Consider the following 16,129-nt stretch of genomic DNA (forward strand, 5'->3'; position numbering starts at 1 on the left):
TGTCCGGGTATAAGGCGTCCCGCCGTGGACACGAGGTGGGGGTGGGTGTCACCCTGGTCGCGTTCGAACGTATATTCGAATACGATCGATAGCTGGAACGGTGCTGACTGTTCCGGCGTGGGGCGGTTCGCCGCTCGCGGGTCCATCGTGGAAGTAGGTGGTTTTGATGGGTTCGGATGCGTTGTCGCCCGATCAGGGCACGCTCGACGAGCTGCGCAGGCGAATGGCCGCGATACCGGGGCGCGGTGAGTCCGCGTCCGGTCGAATACCCCGTGAACAGCGATTTCGGCGCGACATGCTGCCGGTGCCCGCGCCGCTGGTCGATCTGCTGCCCGATGGTGGGCTGCCCAAGGGCGCGGTGATCGCCTACTCCGGCGCGCATTCGCTGTTGACCGGTCTGCTCGCCGAGGTGACCGCGCACGGCGGCCACGCCGCGGTCATCGGCCTGCCCCGGCTCGGTTTGCTGGCTGCCGCCGAAATGGGTGCCCAACTGTCCCGGCTGGCGGTGATCGCCGACCCAGGGCCCGATCCCGCCGAGGTCGCCGCGGTCCTGCTCGACGGCCTCGACCTGGTGGTCCTCGGTCTCGGCGGGCTCGCCGTGCCGCCCGCCCGCTGCCGTGTCCTGGCCGCCCGGGCCCGCAATCGCGGCGCCACCCTGGTCGTCGCCGGCGGCGAATGGACCAACCCGTCGCTGCGCCTGGACTCCCGCGTCACCGGCTACCGCGGCCTCGGCCCCGGGCGCGGCCGCCTGCGCTCGGTCTGCCTCGATGTGCGCGTCAGCGCCAAGGCGGGCCCACCCCGCCACGGTCACATCGACCTGTGCGCCCGGCCCGGTCGCACCGAATGGCAGACCCGCGAAACCGTCCGCGTCGCCGAAGTGCCCGCACTACACGAGGCGGTCTCGTGACCGCCGCGTTCGGCCTGGGTCGATGGAGGTGATGCGACCTGCCGCCTCCCCGGTGCCTGCCGGGCGATCACCGCTTGCCCTGCGCTCGCACGCTCTGGGGAACGCCTTTCCAGCCAACGGTTTCCCCTGCTTCCATCGCTCGTCCAGGTCTTCGGCGGTGACTCGTCGTCGAGGCGCAACGCGTGTCCGGCTCGGTGTCCTGACGCAGGTGCTCACGGTGCGGCGGGCCCGGTCCGGCGATGGGGCGGCCGTGGTGGCGGATCGGGCTGCGGCGTCGCGTGTCGGGCGGTGTCGTTGTGGCGCACGGTGATCGGGTGTTGGCGGTGTGGTGCCCGGACTGGGCGGCGGTCGCGGCGGCGGCGGTGGCCGGGGTGGGTGCGGATCGGCCGGTGGCGGTGTTGCGGGGGAATCGGGTGGTGGTGTGTTCGGCGGTCGCGCGGGGTGCGGGGGTGCGCCGCGGGATGCGACGTCGGGAGGCGCAGGGGTGCTGTCCGGAACTGCTGGTCGCCCAGGAGGATCCGGATCGGGACGCGCGCCTGTTCGAGTCGGTGGCCGGTGCGGTCGACGCGACGGTGCCGGGAGTCGAGGTGTTGCGGCCGGGGCTCATCGTGCTCGGGGCACGCGGCGCGGCACGGTATTTCGGCTCGGAAGAGGCCGCGGCGGAGCAGTTGATCGACGCGGTCGCCGTGGCGGGGGCCGAGGCGCAGATCGGGATCGCCGACGTCCTGTCGACGGCGGTGCTCGCGGCCAGGGGCGGGGCGATCGTGCCACTGGGGGAGGGGACGCGCTACCTCGCGCCGCTACCGGTGTCGGAGCTCGCGGTCGAACCGAGTCTGGCCGCTCCGGAACGCGCCGACCTGGTCGACCTGTTGCACCGCTTGGGGTTACGCCGCATCGGGGATTTCGCACGCCTGTCACCCGCCGAGGTGGCTTCCCGGTTCGGCGCCGACGCCGTGCGCGCGCACCGCATCGCCCGCGCCCTGCCGGAACGTCCGCCGTCGGCGCGGCCACCCGCCCCGGAACTGACCGTGGACCTGGACTGCGATCCGCCCATCGACCGGGTCGACGCGGCCGCCTTCGCGGGCAGGCAGCTGTCCACCCGGCTGCACGCGGTCCTGTCGGCGGTGGGGGTGGCCTGCACCCGGCTCGCGATCTCGGCCCGCACCGAGGCGGGCGAGGAGCTCACCAGGATCTGGCGCTGTGCCCGCCCGCTCACCGCACCCGACACCGCCGACCGCGTCCGCTGGCAACTCGACGGCTGGCTCACCCACCGCGACCGCCCCACCGCGCCGATCATCGCGCTGCGCTTGGAACCGGTCGAGGTGGTCGCCGCGGACGCCCTGCAGCTCGGGCTGTGGGGCGGTGAGGGCGAGGAGGCCGAACGCGCCCGCCGGGTCCTGGTCCGGGTGCAGGGCCTGCTCGGCGGCGAGGCGGTCCGCATTGGTGTGCTCAGCGGCGGTCGCGGCCCCGCCGAACGCGTCACCATGATCGCCCTCGGCGACGAACTAGCCCCTGCCGCCGACCCGGCCCAGCCCTGGCCCGGTCGCCTCCCCGAACCGGCCCCCACCCTGCTGCTCCTGCACCGCCCCACCGTGTGCCTGACCGCCGCCGACGGTACCGACGTTCTGGTCACCGACCGCGGCCTGTTCACCGCCGACCCCGCTCGCCTGCACTGGGGCAGCAAGCAGTGGGCGCTACTCGGCTGGGCAGGCCCGTGGCCGGTCACCGAACGCTGGTGGTCCACCGCCGACCACCCCACTGTCGCGATCCGCGCCCAAGTCCAACTCGACGCCGAACCCACCGAGATCCGCGCAGTGCTACTCGTCTTCGACGACCACACCTGGCACGCGGAGGGCGTCTACGAGTAGCCCCGGTCCCGGCTCTAAAGTGAAATGGACGCCTATCGGACTCTCGGGTTTCGAGTCGCCGCGTAAGGAGACACCTGTGACCCCCTTCGACGGTCTGTCGTGTACCGCGGCCTCTGCCGACCTTCCGATGCTCGGTACCGCGGCCCACGTCACCGGCTGGCTGTGCGTCGAGCACCCCGGCGCCTGGGGGCGCGACGTGCTCGGTGACGAGGTGCTCGGCCCGGAGATCACCGCCGAACTGGCCGCCCGCAGCACCGCCGCGCATGTCCGCCCGACGCTGATCCGGCGCCCCGGCCGCAACGAGTTCACCGGCACCCGCACGGTCCTGCTGGCCGCCTCGCGCCCCCAGGGTTCCTGGTGCGAGCGGTTCGAGATCACCGACCTGCGCGAACTGTTCGACATCGACCTGCGTCTCGTCGACGGCCCGGCACCGGGAATCGGTGCGCCCGTGGACGGTCCGGTGGTCCTGGTCTGCGCTCACGGCAAACGCGACCAGTGCTGCGCGCGCCTGGGCCGCCCGATCGCCGCCGCCCTCGCCACCGAGAACCCCGGCCGGGTCTGGGAGGCCTCCCACACCGGCGGCCACCGCCTCGCACCCGCCGTCGTCCTGCTCCCCTCGGGCCTCACCTACGGTCGCCTCGACATCCCCGCCGCCCACGCCGCCCTCGCGGCCGCCGAGTCAGGCCAGGTCTCGCTGACCGGCCTGCGCGGCCGCGGCTGCTACGACCCCATTGCCCAACTGGCCGAAGTGGCAGTGCGCGAACAACTTCCACCCACCCCGCTCGACGACCTCACCGTCCACCCCGACGACGACCCGACTCCAGCGGGCACCACCCCGGGATCCGACCCGACAGTCGCGGGCACCGCCCTCGTCGCCCACCGCGATGGCCGCCGCTGGCGCGTCACCGCCCGCACCGTTGCCGCCGTCCCGAGGCAGGCCAGCTGTGGTGGCGCCCCGAAACCCGCAACCTACCTGGAACCGGCCGCCGTACAACAACTTCCACACCTGTCACCTGCTGAGCATCCCGCCACGATCTGACGCCGGTCGTCCGGCCAGCGTGCGTGATGGACTGCCGAATCCCCTTTCGTCGACGGATCCAGTGGCGTACGCGGGCCGGATCGTCACGACGCGATGCTGGACAGTCGATCATCAGGCGCTCAGGTGAGCATCGGCCGAGAAATGACGCCAACCAGTGCCTGGTGATCAAACGCCCAGGTTCACCAGTGGGTGCCGGGGACCCAGCGGGCGGCGCGGCGGAGGGCGGTGCCGGTGAGTTTGCGGGCGGTCGAGGTGGTGGGACGATCGGCGTGGGGGGTGGCCGATTCCGGGACGGGTTCGGGTGTTTCACCTTTGGCGGCGGGGGAGTCGGGGAGGGCGCGGTAGTAGCGATGCAGGATGCGGTCGCGGAGTTTGGGGGTGATGATGCCGCCGTATTCGGCGATCGTGCCGAGGGGGACGTCGATACGCTTGGGGCGTTCGGTGAGGGCGCGCACGATGGTGCCCGCCGCCCACTCCGGGGATTCGGAGGGCCCCTGGTCGCCGCTGGGCGTGATCATGGGAGTGCGCACGAGCGGCATGTGGATCGTGGTGAAAGTGACGCCGTCGGCGAGGGTTTCGACCGCGGCGACCTCGGTGAACTTGTCCAGTGCCGCTTTGCTGGCGAGGTAGGCGGAGAAGCGCGGGGTGGCGACCTGCACGCCCGCGGAGGAGATGTTGACGATGTGGCCGAAGCCACGCTCGCGCATCTGCGGCAGCAATGCCAGGGTCATCCGCAGCGCGCCGAAGTAGTTGACCGCCATGGTGCGCTCGTAGTCGTGCAGGCGGTCGGTGGAGCGATGGATGGCGCGGCGGATGGACCGGCCCGCGTTGTTGACCAGCATGTCGACATGGCCGTGCTGGTCGAGGATGGTCTTGACGGTCGAATCGACGGATTCGGAATCGGTGACATCGCACTGGTAGCCGTGGGCGTCACCGCCGGCGTCGAGGATCTCGGTGACCACCGCGGCCAGCTCGTCACCGCGGCGGGCGAGGAGGAAGACCGAGGCGCCCTTGTCGGCGACCGCGAGCGCGGCGGCCCGCCCGATCCCGGACGACGCGCCGGTGATCACGACATGCCTGCCGGTCAGATCGCGTCGCCGCCGCCCGCCACGGCCTTGTTCAGTGGGAGAACCTGGAGAAACCTGAGACATCACTGCTCCTTTGCAGCTCGTTCCCTATGAACTTACTCCAAAGTAAGTTCGGGAACCAGACCCTTCGAAAAACTCGAAAATATGTTCGAACCCCTCTCGCCAACATTCGAACGTATGTGCGATACTGGGCCCATGGCGGACGATCGGATGGCGGACATCTATGCCGCGGTGCGGCTCGGCGGATTCGACCCGGAAGCGGCGCGCAGAGCGCTCACCAAGCTCTGGGACGACATAGGGGAAGGCGGCGACCCGTTGCATCGCTGCGTGATCGCGCACCATCTGGCGGATGTGCAGGACCAGCCGGAGGATGCGTTGCGGTGGGACCAGCGGGCGCTGGCCGCGGTGTTCGGGCCCGGCATTCCGCTGGACGAGGGACTGCGCGGATTCCTGCCCTCGCTGTATCTGAACCTGGCCGACAGTCACCGCCGCGTCGGCGATTTCGAGATGGCGCGGATGCAGCTCGTCATCGCGCGCGGGCACCTGGACGTGCTCGCCAACGATGCCTACGGCGCGGTGATCCGCTCGGGTCTTGGCCATGTCGAGGCGGCGCTGGAGCTGCGATCGATGGAGCGGTTGCCCGCGAATTGAGTGTCTGGCGCGGGGGAAGGTGGATGTGATGCGGGGGTCGTGAGAGGAGCCGGCGCGTGGGCTGGAGCAACGGTCCCCCGACCTGGTCGGAACTGGAACGGGTGCTCTCGGGCAAGCCGAGCCGCCGCCCCGCCGAACAGATGCACCCCGGCGACGGTGGCGACAGCCCGGCCTGGTCGCGCAAACGAGGTGCGTACCAGGCGGGCTCGCTCGACCGCCCCGCCGAGCCGACCGTGTCTTACGCGGAATTGCATGCCCACTCGGCCTACAGTTTCCTCGACGGTGCGAGCCAGCCGGAGGAGTTGGTGGAGGAGGCGGTACGCCTCGGCCTCGAGGCGCTCGCGCTCACCGATCACAACGGGTTCTACGGGACCGTCCGGTTCGCCGAGGCGGCCAGGGAATATGGAATGCCAACGGTTTTCGGTGCCGAACTGTCACTGGGCACCGATGCGGAGGCGGCGCCGGGCCGTGGGGATGCGGTCCGGCGCCGTTCTGTTCCTCGGGGCGGTGTCCGCGCGACGCCGAACACCGAGCCGCTCGGTGCCTCCACGCGCAGGTCGGGCGATGACTCCGCCGCCGGGAGTGGGCGTGTGAGCGCCGCGCTGGGTGAGGAGCCCGCGCGCGGGCATATGTTTGCACCGGATTCACTGCCGCGCAATGGGTTTCCTGATCCAGCCGGCCCGCACCTGCTGGTGCTGGCACGGGGCCAGGAGGGGTACCGGCGACTCTCACGGGAGATGGCGGCGGCGCACATGGCGGCGGGGGAGAAGGGCGTCCTGCGCTATGACCTCGACACCCTCGCCGCGGCCGCGGGTGGGCACTGGCACATTCTCACCGGCTGCCGGAAAGGCCACCTGCGCGCCGCGCTCGAACAGGACCTGCGCGACGGCGACACCCGGCTGACCAAAGCCGAAGCGGCCCTGCGTGACCTGGTCGAACGCTTCGGCGCCGACCGCGTGAGCGTCGAACTCACCCATCACGGCATCGCCACCGACGACGAACGCAATGCCTACCTGATCGCCGTGGCCGATCGCCTCGGCATCCCGGTACTGGCCACCACCGGTGCGCACTTCGCCGCGCCGGCCCAGCGCCGCCGTGCGATGGCACTGGCCGCGATCCGGGCGCGGAGCAGTCTCGACGAGATGGCGGGCTGGCTGCCGTCCACCGGTGGCGCGCATCTGCGCTCGGGCGCGGAGATGGCGCGGCTGTTCGCCGAGCACCCGCACGCGGTGCGCACTGCGGCGGAGCTGGCTCGGGCGTGCGCTTTCGACCTGCGCCTGATCGCGCCCGAACTGCCCCCGTTCGAGGTGCCCGACGGTCACGACGAGAACTCGTGGCTGCGTGAGCTCACGATGCGCGGCGCCGCGAAGCGTTACGGCCCGCCGGAGCGGAACCCGCAGGCGTACCGGCAGATCGAGCACGAGCTCGCGGTGATCGAGAAGTTGACCTTCCCCGGCTATTTCCTGGTGGTGCACGACATCGTCGAGTTCTGCAAGGGCAACGACATCCTGTGCCAGGGCCGGGGCTCGGCCGCCAACTCCGCGGTCTGCTACGCCATCGGCATCACGAATGTGGACCCGGTGGGCAACAAGTTGCTGTTCGAACGGTTCCTCTCGGTCGATCGTGACGGCCCGCCCGACATCGACGTCGACATCGAGTCCGACCGGCGCGAGGAGGCGATCCAGCACGTCTACGCCAAGTACGGCCGCGACTATGCCGCCCAGGTGGCGAACGTGATCACCTATCGCGGCAAGTCCTCGGTGCGCGATGCCGCACGCGCGCTGGGCTTTTCGCCGGGTCAGCAGGACGCGTGGAGCAAGCAGGTGAGTCGCTGGTCGGGAGTGGCCGCCGAGACGGGCACCGACATCCCGCCCGCGGTGCTCGAACTCGCCGGTGAACTCGACGGCCTGCCAAGGCATCTGGGGATCCACTCCGGCGGCATGGTGATCTGTGATCGCCCGATCGCCGACGTGTGCCCGGTGGAATGGGCGCGGATGGCCGGGCGCAGCGTGCTGCAGTGGGACAAGGACGATTGCGCCGCAGTGGGTTTGGTGAAGTTCGACCTGCTCGGCCTCGGCATGCTCTCCGCCCTGCACTACATGATCGACCTGGTGGCCGAGCACAAGGGCGAGCAGATCGAACTACACGCGCTCGATCTCACCGAAGCCGGTGTCTACGAGATGCTCTCGCGCGCCGACTCGATCGGGGTGTTCCAGGTGGAGTCGCGAGCGCAGATGGCGACGCTGCCCCGATTGAAGCCGCGCGAATTCTATGACCTCGTGGTGGAGGTGGCGCTGATCCGGCCGGGGCCCATTCAGGGTGGCTCGGTGCACCCGTACATCCGCAGGCGCAACGGCAAGGAGCCGGTCACCTACGACCATCCGGTGCTGGCGAAGACTTTGGAGCGCACCTACGGTGTCCCGCTGTTCCAGGAGCAGCTGATGCAGATGGCCATCGACGTCGCCGGTTTCACCCCCGCCGAAGCCGACCAGCTGCGTCGCGCCATGGGTTCCAAACGCTCGCCGGAGAAGATGCGGCGGCTCAAGGACCGGCTCTATCAGGGCATGTATGACCTGCACGGCATCACCGACGAGGTCGCCGACCGCATCTACGAGAAGCTCTACGCCTTCGCCAATTTCGGCTTTCCGGAAAGCCATTCGCAGAGCTTCGCCTCGCTCGTCTTCTACTCGGCCTGGTTCAAGCTGCACCACCCGGCCGCCTTCTGCGCGGGCCTGCTGCGTGCCCAGCCGATGGGCTTCTACTCCCCGCAGTCGCTGGTCGCCGACGCCCGCCGCCACGGGGTGCGGGTGCACGCCCCCGACATCAACGCCAGCCGCGCCGAACCCACCCTGGAGAACGCGGGCACCGAGATCCGCCTCGGCCTGTCCGGCGTGCGCCACATCGGCACCGACCTCGCCGACCGCATCGTCACCGCCCGCGTCGAACACGGCCCCTTCGCCTCCCTGCTCGACCTCACCGGCCGCGTGGAACTCACCGTCGCCCAGACCGAATCCCTGGCCACCGCCGGCGCGTTGAACACCTTGATTGCGGAAGACGAGCCCCACATCCCCGAATCCGGCGGTACCGAACCTCGCCTCGGCCGACCCGGCGGCGCCGCGGTGCGGGACGGACCAGCACGCCGCACGCCCGACCCGGCCCTTGCCCGGCGGGCGGCACTGTGGGCGGCGGGGGCGGCGGCGCGGGAGCGCTCGAACCTGCTGCCCGGCACCGGTCCCGCCGTCGCCGCGCCGTCCCTGCCCGGCATGACCGCACTCGAACTCGCCGCCGCCGACGTCTGGGCCACCGGCATCTCACCCGACAGCTATCCCACCGAATTCCTGCGCGCGTACCTGAATTCGCTCGGCGTCGTCCCCGCCGCCGACCTGCTGCTCGTCGAGGACGGCGCCCGCATCCTGGTCGCCGGTGCCGTCACCCACCGCCAGCGCCCCGCCACCGCCGCCGGGGTCACCTTCCTCAATCTGGAAGACGAGACCGGCATGGTCAATGTGGTCTGCTCGGTCGGCCTGTGGACCCGGTACCGCCGCCTGGCGCAGAGCGCGACCGCCCTCATCATCCGCGGCCGCGTCCAGAACGCCGAGGGCGCGGCCAGCGTGCTCGCCGACCATCTCGAACACCTCGACCTGCGCATCGTCGCCCGCTCCCGCGATTTCCGCTGACTCCGCGCTCGCCCGCCGGGTGTCGACCGCCCGTTCCGGCCTTGCGCAGGGGCGAGTCAGAACGCACGAGGCGAGGCCGCGCCGCGCCGAATCCGGCCGCCGCCCACGCCTACCTCGCTGACGAAAGCGGTGGTGCGCACTACGCTGCGATCATGCGCAAGCTTGCCGTGGTGATGATCGGGTTGCTCGGACTGCTGTTCGTGGCCGGGTGTGGTGGTGTCGACAGCGAGAACACCGGGGCGTCCGTGCCGACGATGTCCCCGCCCGTCGCCGCGGAGGCGCCCGGATTCCGGGAGGGGGCACCGCCGAAAGACAGTCCGGCACCGGCGAACTCGGATCGCAAAGAGGTGATCACCGGCTCGATCGACGTGTCCGCCGAGGACCCGATCGCCGCCGCCGCGACCGTCACCGACCAGGTGAACGCCGTGGACGGCCGGATCGACAGCCGTACCGAACAGCCGGGCACCGACAAGCGCACCGCGCGGGCGGTGCTCAGTGTGCGAGTGCCCGCGGACAAGACCGACGCCTTCGTCACCGGGCTCGGCGGGGTCGGCACCGTCACCCGGGTCAGCACCAACCGCGACGACGTCACCATGCAGTGGCAGGACCTCGACGCCCGCATCCGGGCGCTGCAGTCCTCGGTCGACCGGTTGCGCGCGCTCATGGCGGGCGCGGCCAACACCGCCGACCTGATCGCCGCCGAGGAGGCGCTGGCGAGCAGGCAGGGTGAACTCGACAGCCTCACCGCGCAGAAGCGTTCCCTCGACGACCAGGTCGCCCTGTCGACCCTGACCATCACCCTCACCGCCGACGAGGATCGCGCCCCCGGCGACCCCGACAACTTCTGGGACGGCATCGTCTCCGGCTGGCACTCGCTGGTCGACTGGCTGAAGGACGCGGTCGTGTTCGCCGGCAAGGCGGTGCCGTGGCTGGGCTTCCTCGCGGTGATCGGTGCCGTGTTGTGGGCGCTGGTGCGGTTGGTGCGTGGTCGCGGTCGCAAGACGGGTGCGGCGGTCTCCGCGCCTACCGCACTCGCGACGAAGCCGGACACCGGTGCGGAAGGAAAGCACTCGGTGGGCGAGGATCCGAAGGGAGCGGACAGTGCCGATGGTGCGGGCGACGATCAAGCCGAACAGCCGTAAAGGCCCCCTCGTCGAAGTCGCCGACGACGGCACCCTCACCCTCTACGTCCGCGCCCCCGCCGTCGAGGGCAAGGCCAACAAGGCCGCCATCGAACTACTCGCCACCCACTTCGGCGTCTCGAGGTCCGCGGTGCGCCTGTCCGCGGGCGCGACCTCCCGCTTCAAACGCTTCGAGGTCGACATCTGAGCGCCGGCGAGCTGATCGTCGTCGGGCGTGATCCACGGCGACCGGGCCGAGGCTGGTCACACCGCCCCGGGAAATCCCAGCTGCCGCCATGCCTCGTAGACCGTCACCGCGGCCGCGTTCGACAGGTTCATCGAGCGCCGACCGGGGAGCATCGGGATGCGGACCTGGTCGGTGATCGCCGGGTCGGCGAGCACCTGCTCGGGTAACCCGGTGGGTTCGGTGCCGAACAGGAGGGCGTCTCCGTCGCGGTAGGCGATGTCGGTGTAGCGGGTGCCGGCCTGGGTGGTGAAGGCGAAGACCCGGCCGGGTTCGATCACGGTCCAGGCGGTCGCCAGGTCGGGATGCACCCTCACCACGGCGAGGTCGTGATAGTCCAGACCGGCGCGGCGGAGCTTGGACTCGGACAGGTCGAAGCCCAGCGGCTCGATCAGATGCAGCGCACAGCCGGTACCGGCGGCGAGGCGGATCGCGTTGCCGGTGTTCGGGGGTATCACGGGATTGTGAAAGATCAGATGCAGCACAGCGGATCACTCTCCCATGTGGCTGTGCGCCCGCCCGCAGGCGGCATCTGGAACAATCGGGCCCGTGAACAAGGCGGAGACCACCGGCAAGCACCGGGTCGCACGGTTGAGCGCGGGGGAGCAGTACCTGCGCAGTCACCTGCCGATGACTGTGGTGAGCGCGCTGATCGTGGTCGCGATCGTGTTCGTCGCGTGGGATCGGTGGCGTCGCGGCGCGCTGATCTTCGGCAGCGCCGCCCTGGTGGCCGCCGCCTTCCGGTTGTGCCTGCCGACCGTGCAGGTGGGCCTGCTCGCTGTCCGGAGCAAGCCCTTCGACGTCGCCGCGCTCACCGCGCTGGGCAGCGCCATCGTCTTCCTGGCCGCCACCATCAACACTCTCGGCGTCAACTGAGCCCGGTCGTCGAGAGCGAACGCCACCAGAGCCTGGTGATCGACTGTCCGGGTCGCGGCGGGTGGGCTACGCGGTTTCGGGGATCTTGTGGTCCCAGAGGCTGCAGTGGCCCTTGCTGCCGTAGCGCTCGCGGGCTTGCGCGGGGGTGATCGTGCGGGGAGTGGTCGGCTCGCCTGATCGTGTGTGCGCGGCGAGGATCTGGCCGGTCATCGGGGCGATGTAGGGCGCTGCCTTGATCAGGGCGAAGTTGTCGCGGCGCGTGCTGAGCCAGGCGATCGCGGTGGCAGGCAGGCGCACGGCCGGGCCGAGGATCCGGGGCAGGTCGAAGCGGCCGAGTTCGCGCATCCAGATCGGCAGGGTCGGGATGGTCGCCAACGAGAGCAACCGGCTGCCGAGCGCGAACGGCAGGCCCTTGCTGGGCGGCGTCCACAGCAGATAGTGCATGCCGCGCACCGCGCGCTCGGAGGAGCACAGCTGGGGCCGGACCCGCTCGAAGTACGCGCGCACCTCCGCGCGCGAACGCGGCACGTCGGCGGGCTTGCAGGTCTGCAGCTCGGCCGCGATCACGCATTCGGCCCAGTACCGGTCCTCCTCCGCGGCGCTCAGCGGCCCCGGCCCGTACATCTCGTACGCCTTGAGCACCGAGTGCCAGCCGGTGACGTGGATCCACAGCTGCGAGTCGGGATTGTTGGCGCTGTAGCGCTTGCCGCTGATCGGTTCGATGCCCGTCATCGAGGCGTGCACCGTCATCAGGTGTTCGGAGGCCTGGATGGCGGTGCGCCCGTCGCCGAGAGCGACCAGCAGGAAGTACGACAGCGTGTGGTCCAGGCGCGTGCGCGGGTTGTCGTAGATCCCCTCCGAATCGGCGACGGCGGCGGTCAGGAACGGGTCGAAGTGTTCGAGGGTGACCGCGCGCTGGAACCCGATCAGCGCGGTCGGTGACGCCCACACCTTCCAGCTGGGGGAATCCGGTCCGAAGAAGCCGTAGTCGTCGCGACGCAGGGTAGCCGGGTCGAAGGCCATGGCACGTGCTCCTTTGCAGTGCTGAGGCGAACCTCGCAGGTGAATACAACGCAACCGTAGCAATTGATCGAAATGAATACAACGGTTGTGTAGGATTTGGGCACCGGACCGGGCCTCGGTCGGATACGGGAGGTGAGCGGGTGACCGCAACGCAGGAGCAACGACCGCGCCGTCGCTACGCCCCGCGCCTGCCGCCGCACGAGCGCCGCGCCCAGCTGCTCGATGCCGCGTTCGCCGTGCTCGGCCGGTTGGAGCTGCACGAGCTGAGCATGGAAGCCGTCGCGCAGGAGGCCGGCGTCGGAAAACCCGTGCTGTACACGGTGTTCAAGACCCGCGCCGAACTGGTCGAGGCCCTGCTGGAACGCGAGAGCGAACGCGGCCTCGCCCAGATCGCCGACACCCTGCCGGAGAACCTGATCGGCAGCGATCCGATCGAAGCCGCCCTGGCCACGGTCGAGGCGTTCGTCGGTGTGGCACTGGCGAATCCGACGCGCTGGCGGCTCATCCTCGCCACCCCGGCGAGCGCGCCCGACGAATACCGTGCCGCCCTGCGCAATTCCCGCGCCGACATTCTCGAGCGCGCGGAATCCCTTGTCCGCGTGGGTATCGCGATGCTGCCGCGCTGGTCGGCCATGGACGCGGCGCTGCTGGCGAACTCGACACTCACCGTCGCCGAGATGCTCGGGCGACTGGCGGTCAGCGAGCCGGCGGAATATCCGCGCGAACGTCTCCAGGACTACGTGCGCTCGATCGTCACCTTGCTGGCCGGGACCACCAAGCGTTGACTCAGCGGTTCTCCCGCGCCAAGCGCATGGTCTCGGTGAGCAGCTTGGCCACCGCGGCGGCCTCGGTGAGGAAGCCGTCGTGTCCGTCGCGCGAGTGCACGATCTCGAGTCCGGCGCAGCCCGGCAGCCCCTCGGCCAGCTCGGCCTGGGTGTGCAGGGGATAGAGGCGATCGGAGTCGACACCGCCCACCACGCACGGCACCCGCGTCGAGGCGAGCGCGGCGGCGACACCACCGCGACCGCGACCGATGTCGTGGCGGTTCATGGCCTCGCTGAGCAGCACATAGGTGGCCGGGTCGAAGCGCTGGACCAGCTTCTCGGCCTGGTGCTCCAGGTAGCTCTGCACCGCGTAGCGGCCACCCTGCCACGGGTCCTCGTCGCCCTGGGGGCGATTGGTGAAGCGGTGGTCGAGTTCGCCCTCGGTGCGGTAGGTCAGGTGCGCGATGCGGCGGGCCAGGCCCATGCCGGTCGTCGGCGCGCGGCCGGTGCCGTGATAGTCGCCGCCCTGCCAGTCCGGGTCGGCCGTGATGACGGCCATCTGGGTGGTCTGGGTGCCGATCTGATCGGCGGTGGCCCGCGCGCCGACAGCGAGCACCAGCGCCGCCGAGACCCGCTCGGGCTTGTCGATCATCCACTCGAGCACCCGCATGCCGCCCATCGAGCCACCGACCACCGAGGCCAGGCGCTCGATGCCGAGCACGTCGAGCAGCTGAGCCTCGGCGGTCACCTGATCACGGATGGTCAACTCGGGAAAACGCGCGCCCCACGGCTTGCCGTCGGGCGCGAGCGTGGACGGCCCGGTGCTGCCCTTGCAGCCGCCGAGCACGTTGGTGGCGATCACACACCATTCGTCGGTGTCGATCGGCGCGCCGGGGCCTACCATGCCCTCCCACCAGCCGGGCTGGGCATTGTCGGCACTGGTGATGACGTGCGAGTCACCGGTGAGCGCGTGTTCGACGAGCACCACGTTGTCCAGGGTGGGCGAGAGCTCACCCCAGCGTTGCACCGCCAGCCGCACATCGGGGACGACGGCGCCGTTCTCCAGCGCAACCTCCCCGATGGCGACCACGCCGAGACGCCCGTCCGGCGGTGGCAGCAGAGCCACTCCGGTGCCGGGACGGGCGATCGGCGATTCGGTGCTCACAGTCACGTGGTCGCCGCCGCGAAACCGGCCCGCAGATCGGCCAGGATGTCGTCGATACCCTCGATGCCCACGGCGAGCCGGACCAGGCCGGGCTTGACGCCCGCGGCCAGCTGCTCCTCCGGTGTCAACTGCGAATGCGTGGTCGACGCCGGGTGAATCACGAGAGAACGCACATCCCCGATGTTAGCGACATGGCTGTGCAGGCTGAGCGCGTCCACGAACTTCTTGCCCGCGTCGACGCCACCGGCCAGCTCGAAGGCCACGATCGCACCCGCGCCCTTCGGCGCCAGTTCCTTGGCCCGCGCGTGCCAGGGCGAGGACTCGAGGCCCGCGTAGTGCACCGTCTCGACGCCGGGCTGCTCGGCGACGAACTTCGCGACCACCTCGGCATTGGCCACGTGCCGCTCGACGCGCAGGCTCAGCGTCTCGATGCCCTGCGCGATGAGGAAGGCGTTGAACGGCGACACCGCCGCGCCGAGGTCGCGCAGCAGCTGTACGCGAGCCTTGAGCGCGAAGGCGGGCGCGCCCAGGTCGGCGAAGACCGCGCCGTGGTAGCTCGGGTCGGGCTCGGTGAAGCCGGGATAGCGGGACTTGCCGTCGGCGTCGCGCACGGTCCAGTCGAAGGTGCCGCCGTCGACGATCACCCCGGCCACCGCGGCGCCGTGGCCGCCCAGGTACTTGGTGGCCGAGTGCACGACGATGTCGGCGCCGTGGGCCAGCGGCTGGATCAGGTACGGGGTCGCGACGGTGTTGTCGACGATCAGCGGCAGGCCCGCCGCGTGCGCGACACCGGCGATGCCGGGGATGTCGAAGACCGCGCTGCTCGGGTTGGCGATGGTCTCGCCGTAGAGGGCCTTGGTGTTGGGCCGGATCGCGGCTTCCCACTGGGCGAGGTCGTCGGGGTCTTCGACGAAGGAGACCTCGATGCCGAGCTTGGGCAGCGAGTAGTGGAACAGGTTGTAGGTGCCGCCGTAGAGGTGCGGGCTGGACACGATGTGGTCGCCCGCGCTCGCCAGGTTCAGGATCGCGTAGGTCTCGGCGGCCTGACCGGAGGCCAGCAGCAGTGCCGCGACGCCGCCTTCCAGCGCGGCCACGCGCTGCTCCACCGCGTCCTGGGTGGGGTTCATGATCCGGGTGTAGATGTTGCCCGGCTCGGCGAGACCGAACAGCGCGGCGGCGTGGTCGGTGTCACGGAAGGTGTAGGAGGTGGTCTGGTAGATCGGCAGGGCCCGCGCGTTGGTCGCGGCGTCGGGGGCTTGGCCCGCGTGGACCTGCTTGGTCTCGAACGACCAGTTCTCGGGCAGGGTGGAGTTGGACATGGTGATGCTCCAGGGGGTTGTTCGCCGGGTATCTCGTCAGCTGGGTCGGATCGACGGGCAACAACACATGGTGGCCTCCTACGAATGCGCGCTTGCCCTCGACCTTCGAGGGCCCGGTCATCACCCGGAGCACCCCACCGCAGCTGGAGGGTTGCCGACCAGCGAGCCGGGGCTTGACGCTGGTACTCATGACCTTGCCGTCATGTTAACCGGACATCTCGCCCGCGCGGAAATTTCTCCCGATTTCGTCGAGAAGATCACTGGTCGGCGCGGTGTGTCGCCGCCGCAGTCCCGCACAGCGGGCCCTCCCATCGCGGTGAGGTCACTGGCAGCAGTACGCTTGTCTTGTTTGCACCACACGTCCCGCAGACAACGCGGGGCATATAC

Annotated in this window: 14 protein-coding genes and 1 riboswitch; of the genes, 9 read left to right on the top strand and 5 right to left on the bottom strand. The window is 70.3% G+C overall.

The genetic code is table 11. The features are described 5' to 3' along the window. Nucleotides 1-166: 166 nt before the first annotated feature. From BOX37_RS04485 to BOX37_RS04495, 3 genes are all read left to right on the top strand, one after another. Nucleotides 167-907, top strand: coding sequence for a hypothetical protein (locus tag BOX37_RS04485; RefSeq protein WP_071926522.1), 741 nt, complete (start codon nt 167-169; stop codon nt 905-907). A gap of 239 nt (nt 908-1,146) precedes the next feature. Next, on the top strand, nt 1,147-2,775 hold the full coding sequence (locus tag BOX37_RS04490; protein WP_084759418.1) for a DNA polymerase Y family protein: 1,629 nt from the start codon (nt 1,147-1,149) through the stop codon (nt 2,773-2,775). A gap of 127 nt (nt 2,776-2,902) precedes the next feature. Continuing rightward, nucleotides 2,903-3,814 (top strand): sucrase ferredoxin, encoded by a 912-nt coding sequence (locus BOX37_RS04495; RefSeq protein WP_084760634.1) that lies wholly within the window; start codon nt 2,903-2,905, stop codon nt 3,812-3,814. A 179-nt stretch (nt 3,815-3,993) separates the two neighbouring features. Here BOX37_RS04495 and BOX37_RS04500 read toward each other — a convergent pair whose 3' ends face one another. Beyond that, the gene (locus tag BOX37_RS04500) at nt 3,994-4,965 is read right to left on the bottom strand and encodes an SDR family NAD(P)-dependent oxidoreductase (protein WP_071926524.1); all 972 of its coding nucleotides are present in this window, start codon (nt 4,963-4,965) and stop codon (nt 3,994-3,996) included. Nucleotides 4,966-5,097: 132 nt separating this feature from the next. On the opposite strand from BOX37_RS04500, the gene BOX37_RS04505 reads away from it, so the two are divergent. The 4 genes from BOX37_RS04505 to BOX37_RS04520 all read left to right on the top strand — a co-directional run bounded on the left by BOX37_RS04505 (nt 5,098) and on the right by BOX37_RS04520 (nt 10,559). After that, on the top strand, nt 5,098-5,553 hold the full coding sequence (locus BOX37_RS04505; protein WP_071926525.1) for a hypothetical protein: 456 nt from the start codon (nt 5,098-5,100) through the stop codon (nt 5,551-5,553). Nucleotides 5,554-5,609: 56 nt separating this feature from the next. Next, nucleotides 5,610-9,230 (top strand): error-prone DNA polymerase, encoded by a 3,621-nt coding sequence (locus BOX37_RS04510; protein ID WP_071926526.1) that lies wholly within the window; start codon nt 5,610-5,612, stop codon nt 9,228-9,230. A 152-nt stretch (nt 9,231-9,382) separates the two neighbouring features. Beyond that, a complete protein-coding gene (locus BOX37_RS04515; protein WP_084760639.1) occupies nt 9,383-10,372 on the top strand; it encodes a DUF4349 domain-containing protein in 990 nt (329 codons plus the stop codon). Beyond that, entirely contained in the window at nt 10,338-10,559 is a 222-nt protein-coding gene (locus tag BOX37_RS04520) for a DUF167 domain-containing protein (protein WP_071926527.1), read from the top strand. The genes BOX37_RS04515 and BOX37_RS04520 overlap by 35 nt, the downstream gene beginning before the upstream one ends. A gap of 56 nt (nt 10,560-10,615) precedes the next feature. Here the strand turns inward: BOX37_RS04520 and BOX37_RS04525 are convergent, their stop codons facing one another. Next, nucleotides 10,616-11,080, bottom strand: coding sequence for a tRNA (cytidine(34)-2'-O)-methyltransferase (locus tag BOX37_RS04525; protein ID WP_071926528.1), 465 nt, complete (start codon nt 11,078-11,080; stop codon nt 10,616-10,618). 64 nt (nt 11,081-11,144) lie between these two features. Between BOX37_RS04525 and BOX37_RS04530 the strand changes: the two genes are divergently transcribed. Beyond that, on the top strand, nt 11,145-11,471 hold the full coding sequence (locus BOX37_RS04530; RefSeq protein WP_476703561.1) for a DUF3017 domain-containing protein: 327 nt from the start codon (nt 11,145-11,147) through the stop codon (nt 11,469-11,471). Nucleotides 11,472-11,537: 66 nt separating this feature from the next. Here BOX37_RS04530 and BOX37_RS04535 read toward each other — a convergent pair whose 3' ends face one another. Then, complete coding sequence (locus BOX37_RS04535; RefSeq protein WP_071926529.1) at nt 11,538-12,494, bottom strand: oxygenase MpaB family protein; 957 nt, start codon at nt 12,492-12,494, stop codon at nt 11,538-11,540. 140 nt (nt 12,495-12,634) lie between these two features. On the opposite strand from BOX37_RS04535, the gene BOX37_RS04540 reads away from it, so the two are divergent. Next, nucleotides 12,635-13,279 (top strand): TetR/AcrR family transcriptional regulator, encoded by a 645-nt coding sequence (locus BOX37_RS04540; protein WP_071926530.1) that lies wholly within the window; start codon nt 12,635-12,637, stop codon nt 13,277-13,279. Nucleotide 13,280: 1 nt separating this feature from the next. Here the strand turns inward: BOX37_RS04540 and metX are convergent, their stop codons facing one another. Then, nucleotides 13,281-14,429, bottom strand: coding sequence for a homoserine O-acetyltransferase MetX (gene metX / locus BOX37_RS04545; protein ID WP_084759419.1), 1,149 nt, complete (start codon nt 14,427-14,429; stop codon nt 13,281-13,283). Beyond that, entirely contained in the window at nt 14,426-15,742 is a 1,317-nt protein-coding gene (locus tag BOX37_RS04550) for a bifunctional o-acetylhomoserine/o-acetylserine sulfhydrylase (protein ID WP_071926531.1), read from the bottom strand. Before BOX37_RS04550 ends, metX begins: the two co-directional genes overlap by 4 nt. An 83-nt stretch (nt 15,743-15,825) precedes the next feature. Then, nucleotides 15,826-15,936, bottom strand: a riboswitch (SAM riboswitch). Nucleotides 15,937-16,129: the final 193 nt, after the last annotated feature.

The sequence above is a fragment of the Nocardia mangyaensis genome, from assembly GCF_001886715.1.
GTDB classification, from domain to species: domain Bacteria; phylum Actinomycetota; class Actinomycetes; order Mycobacteriales; family Mycobacteriaceae; genus Nocardia; species Nocardia mangyaensis.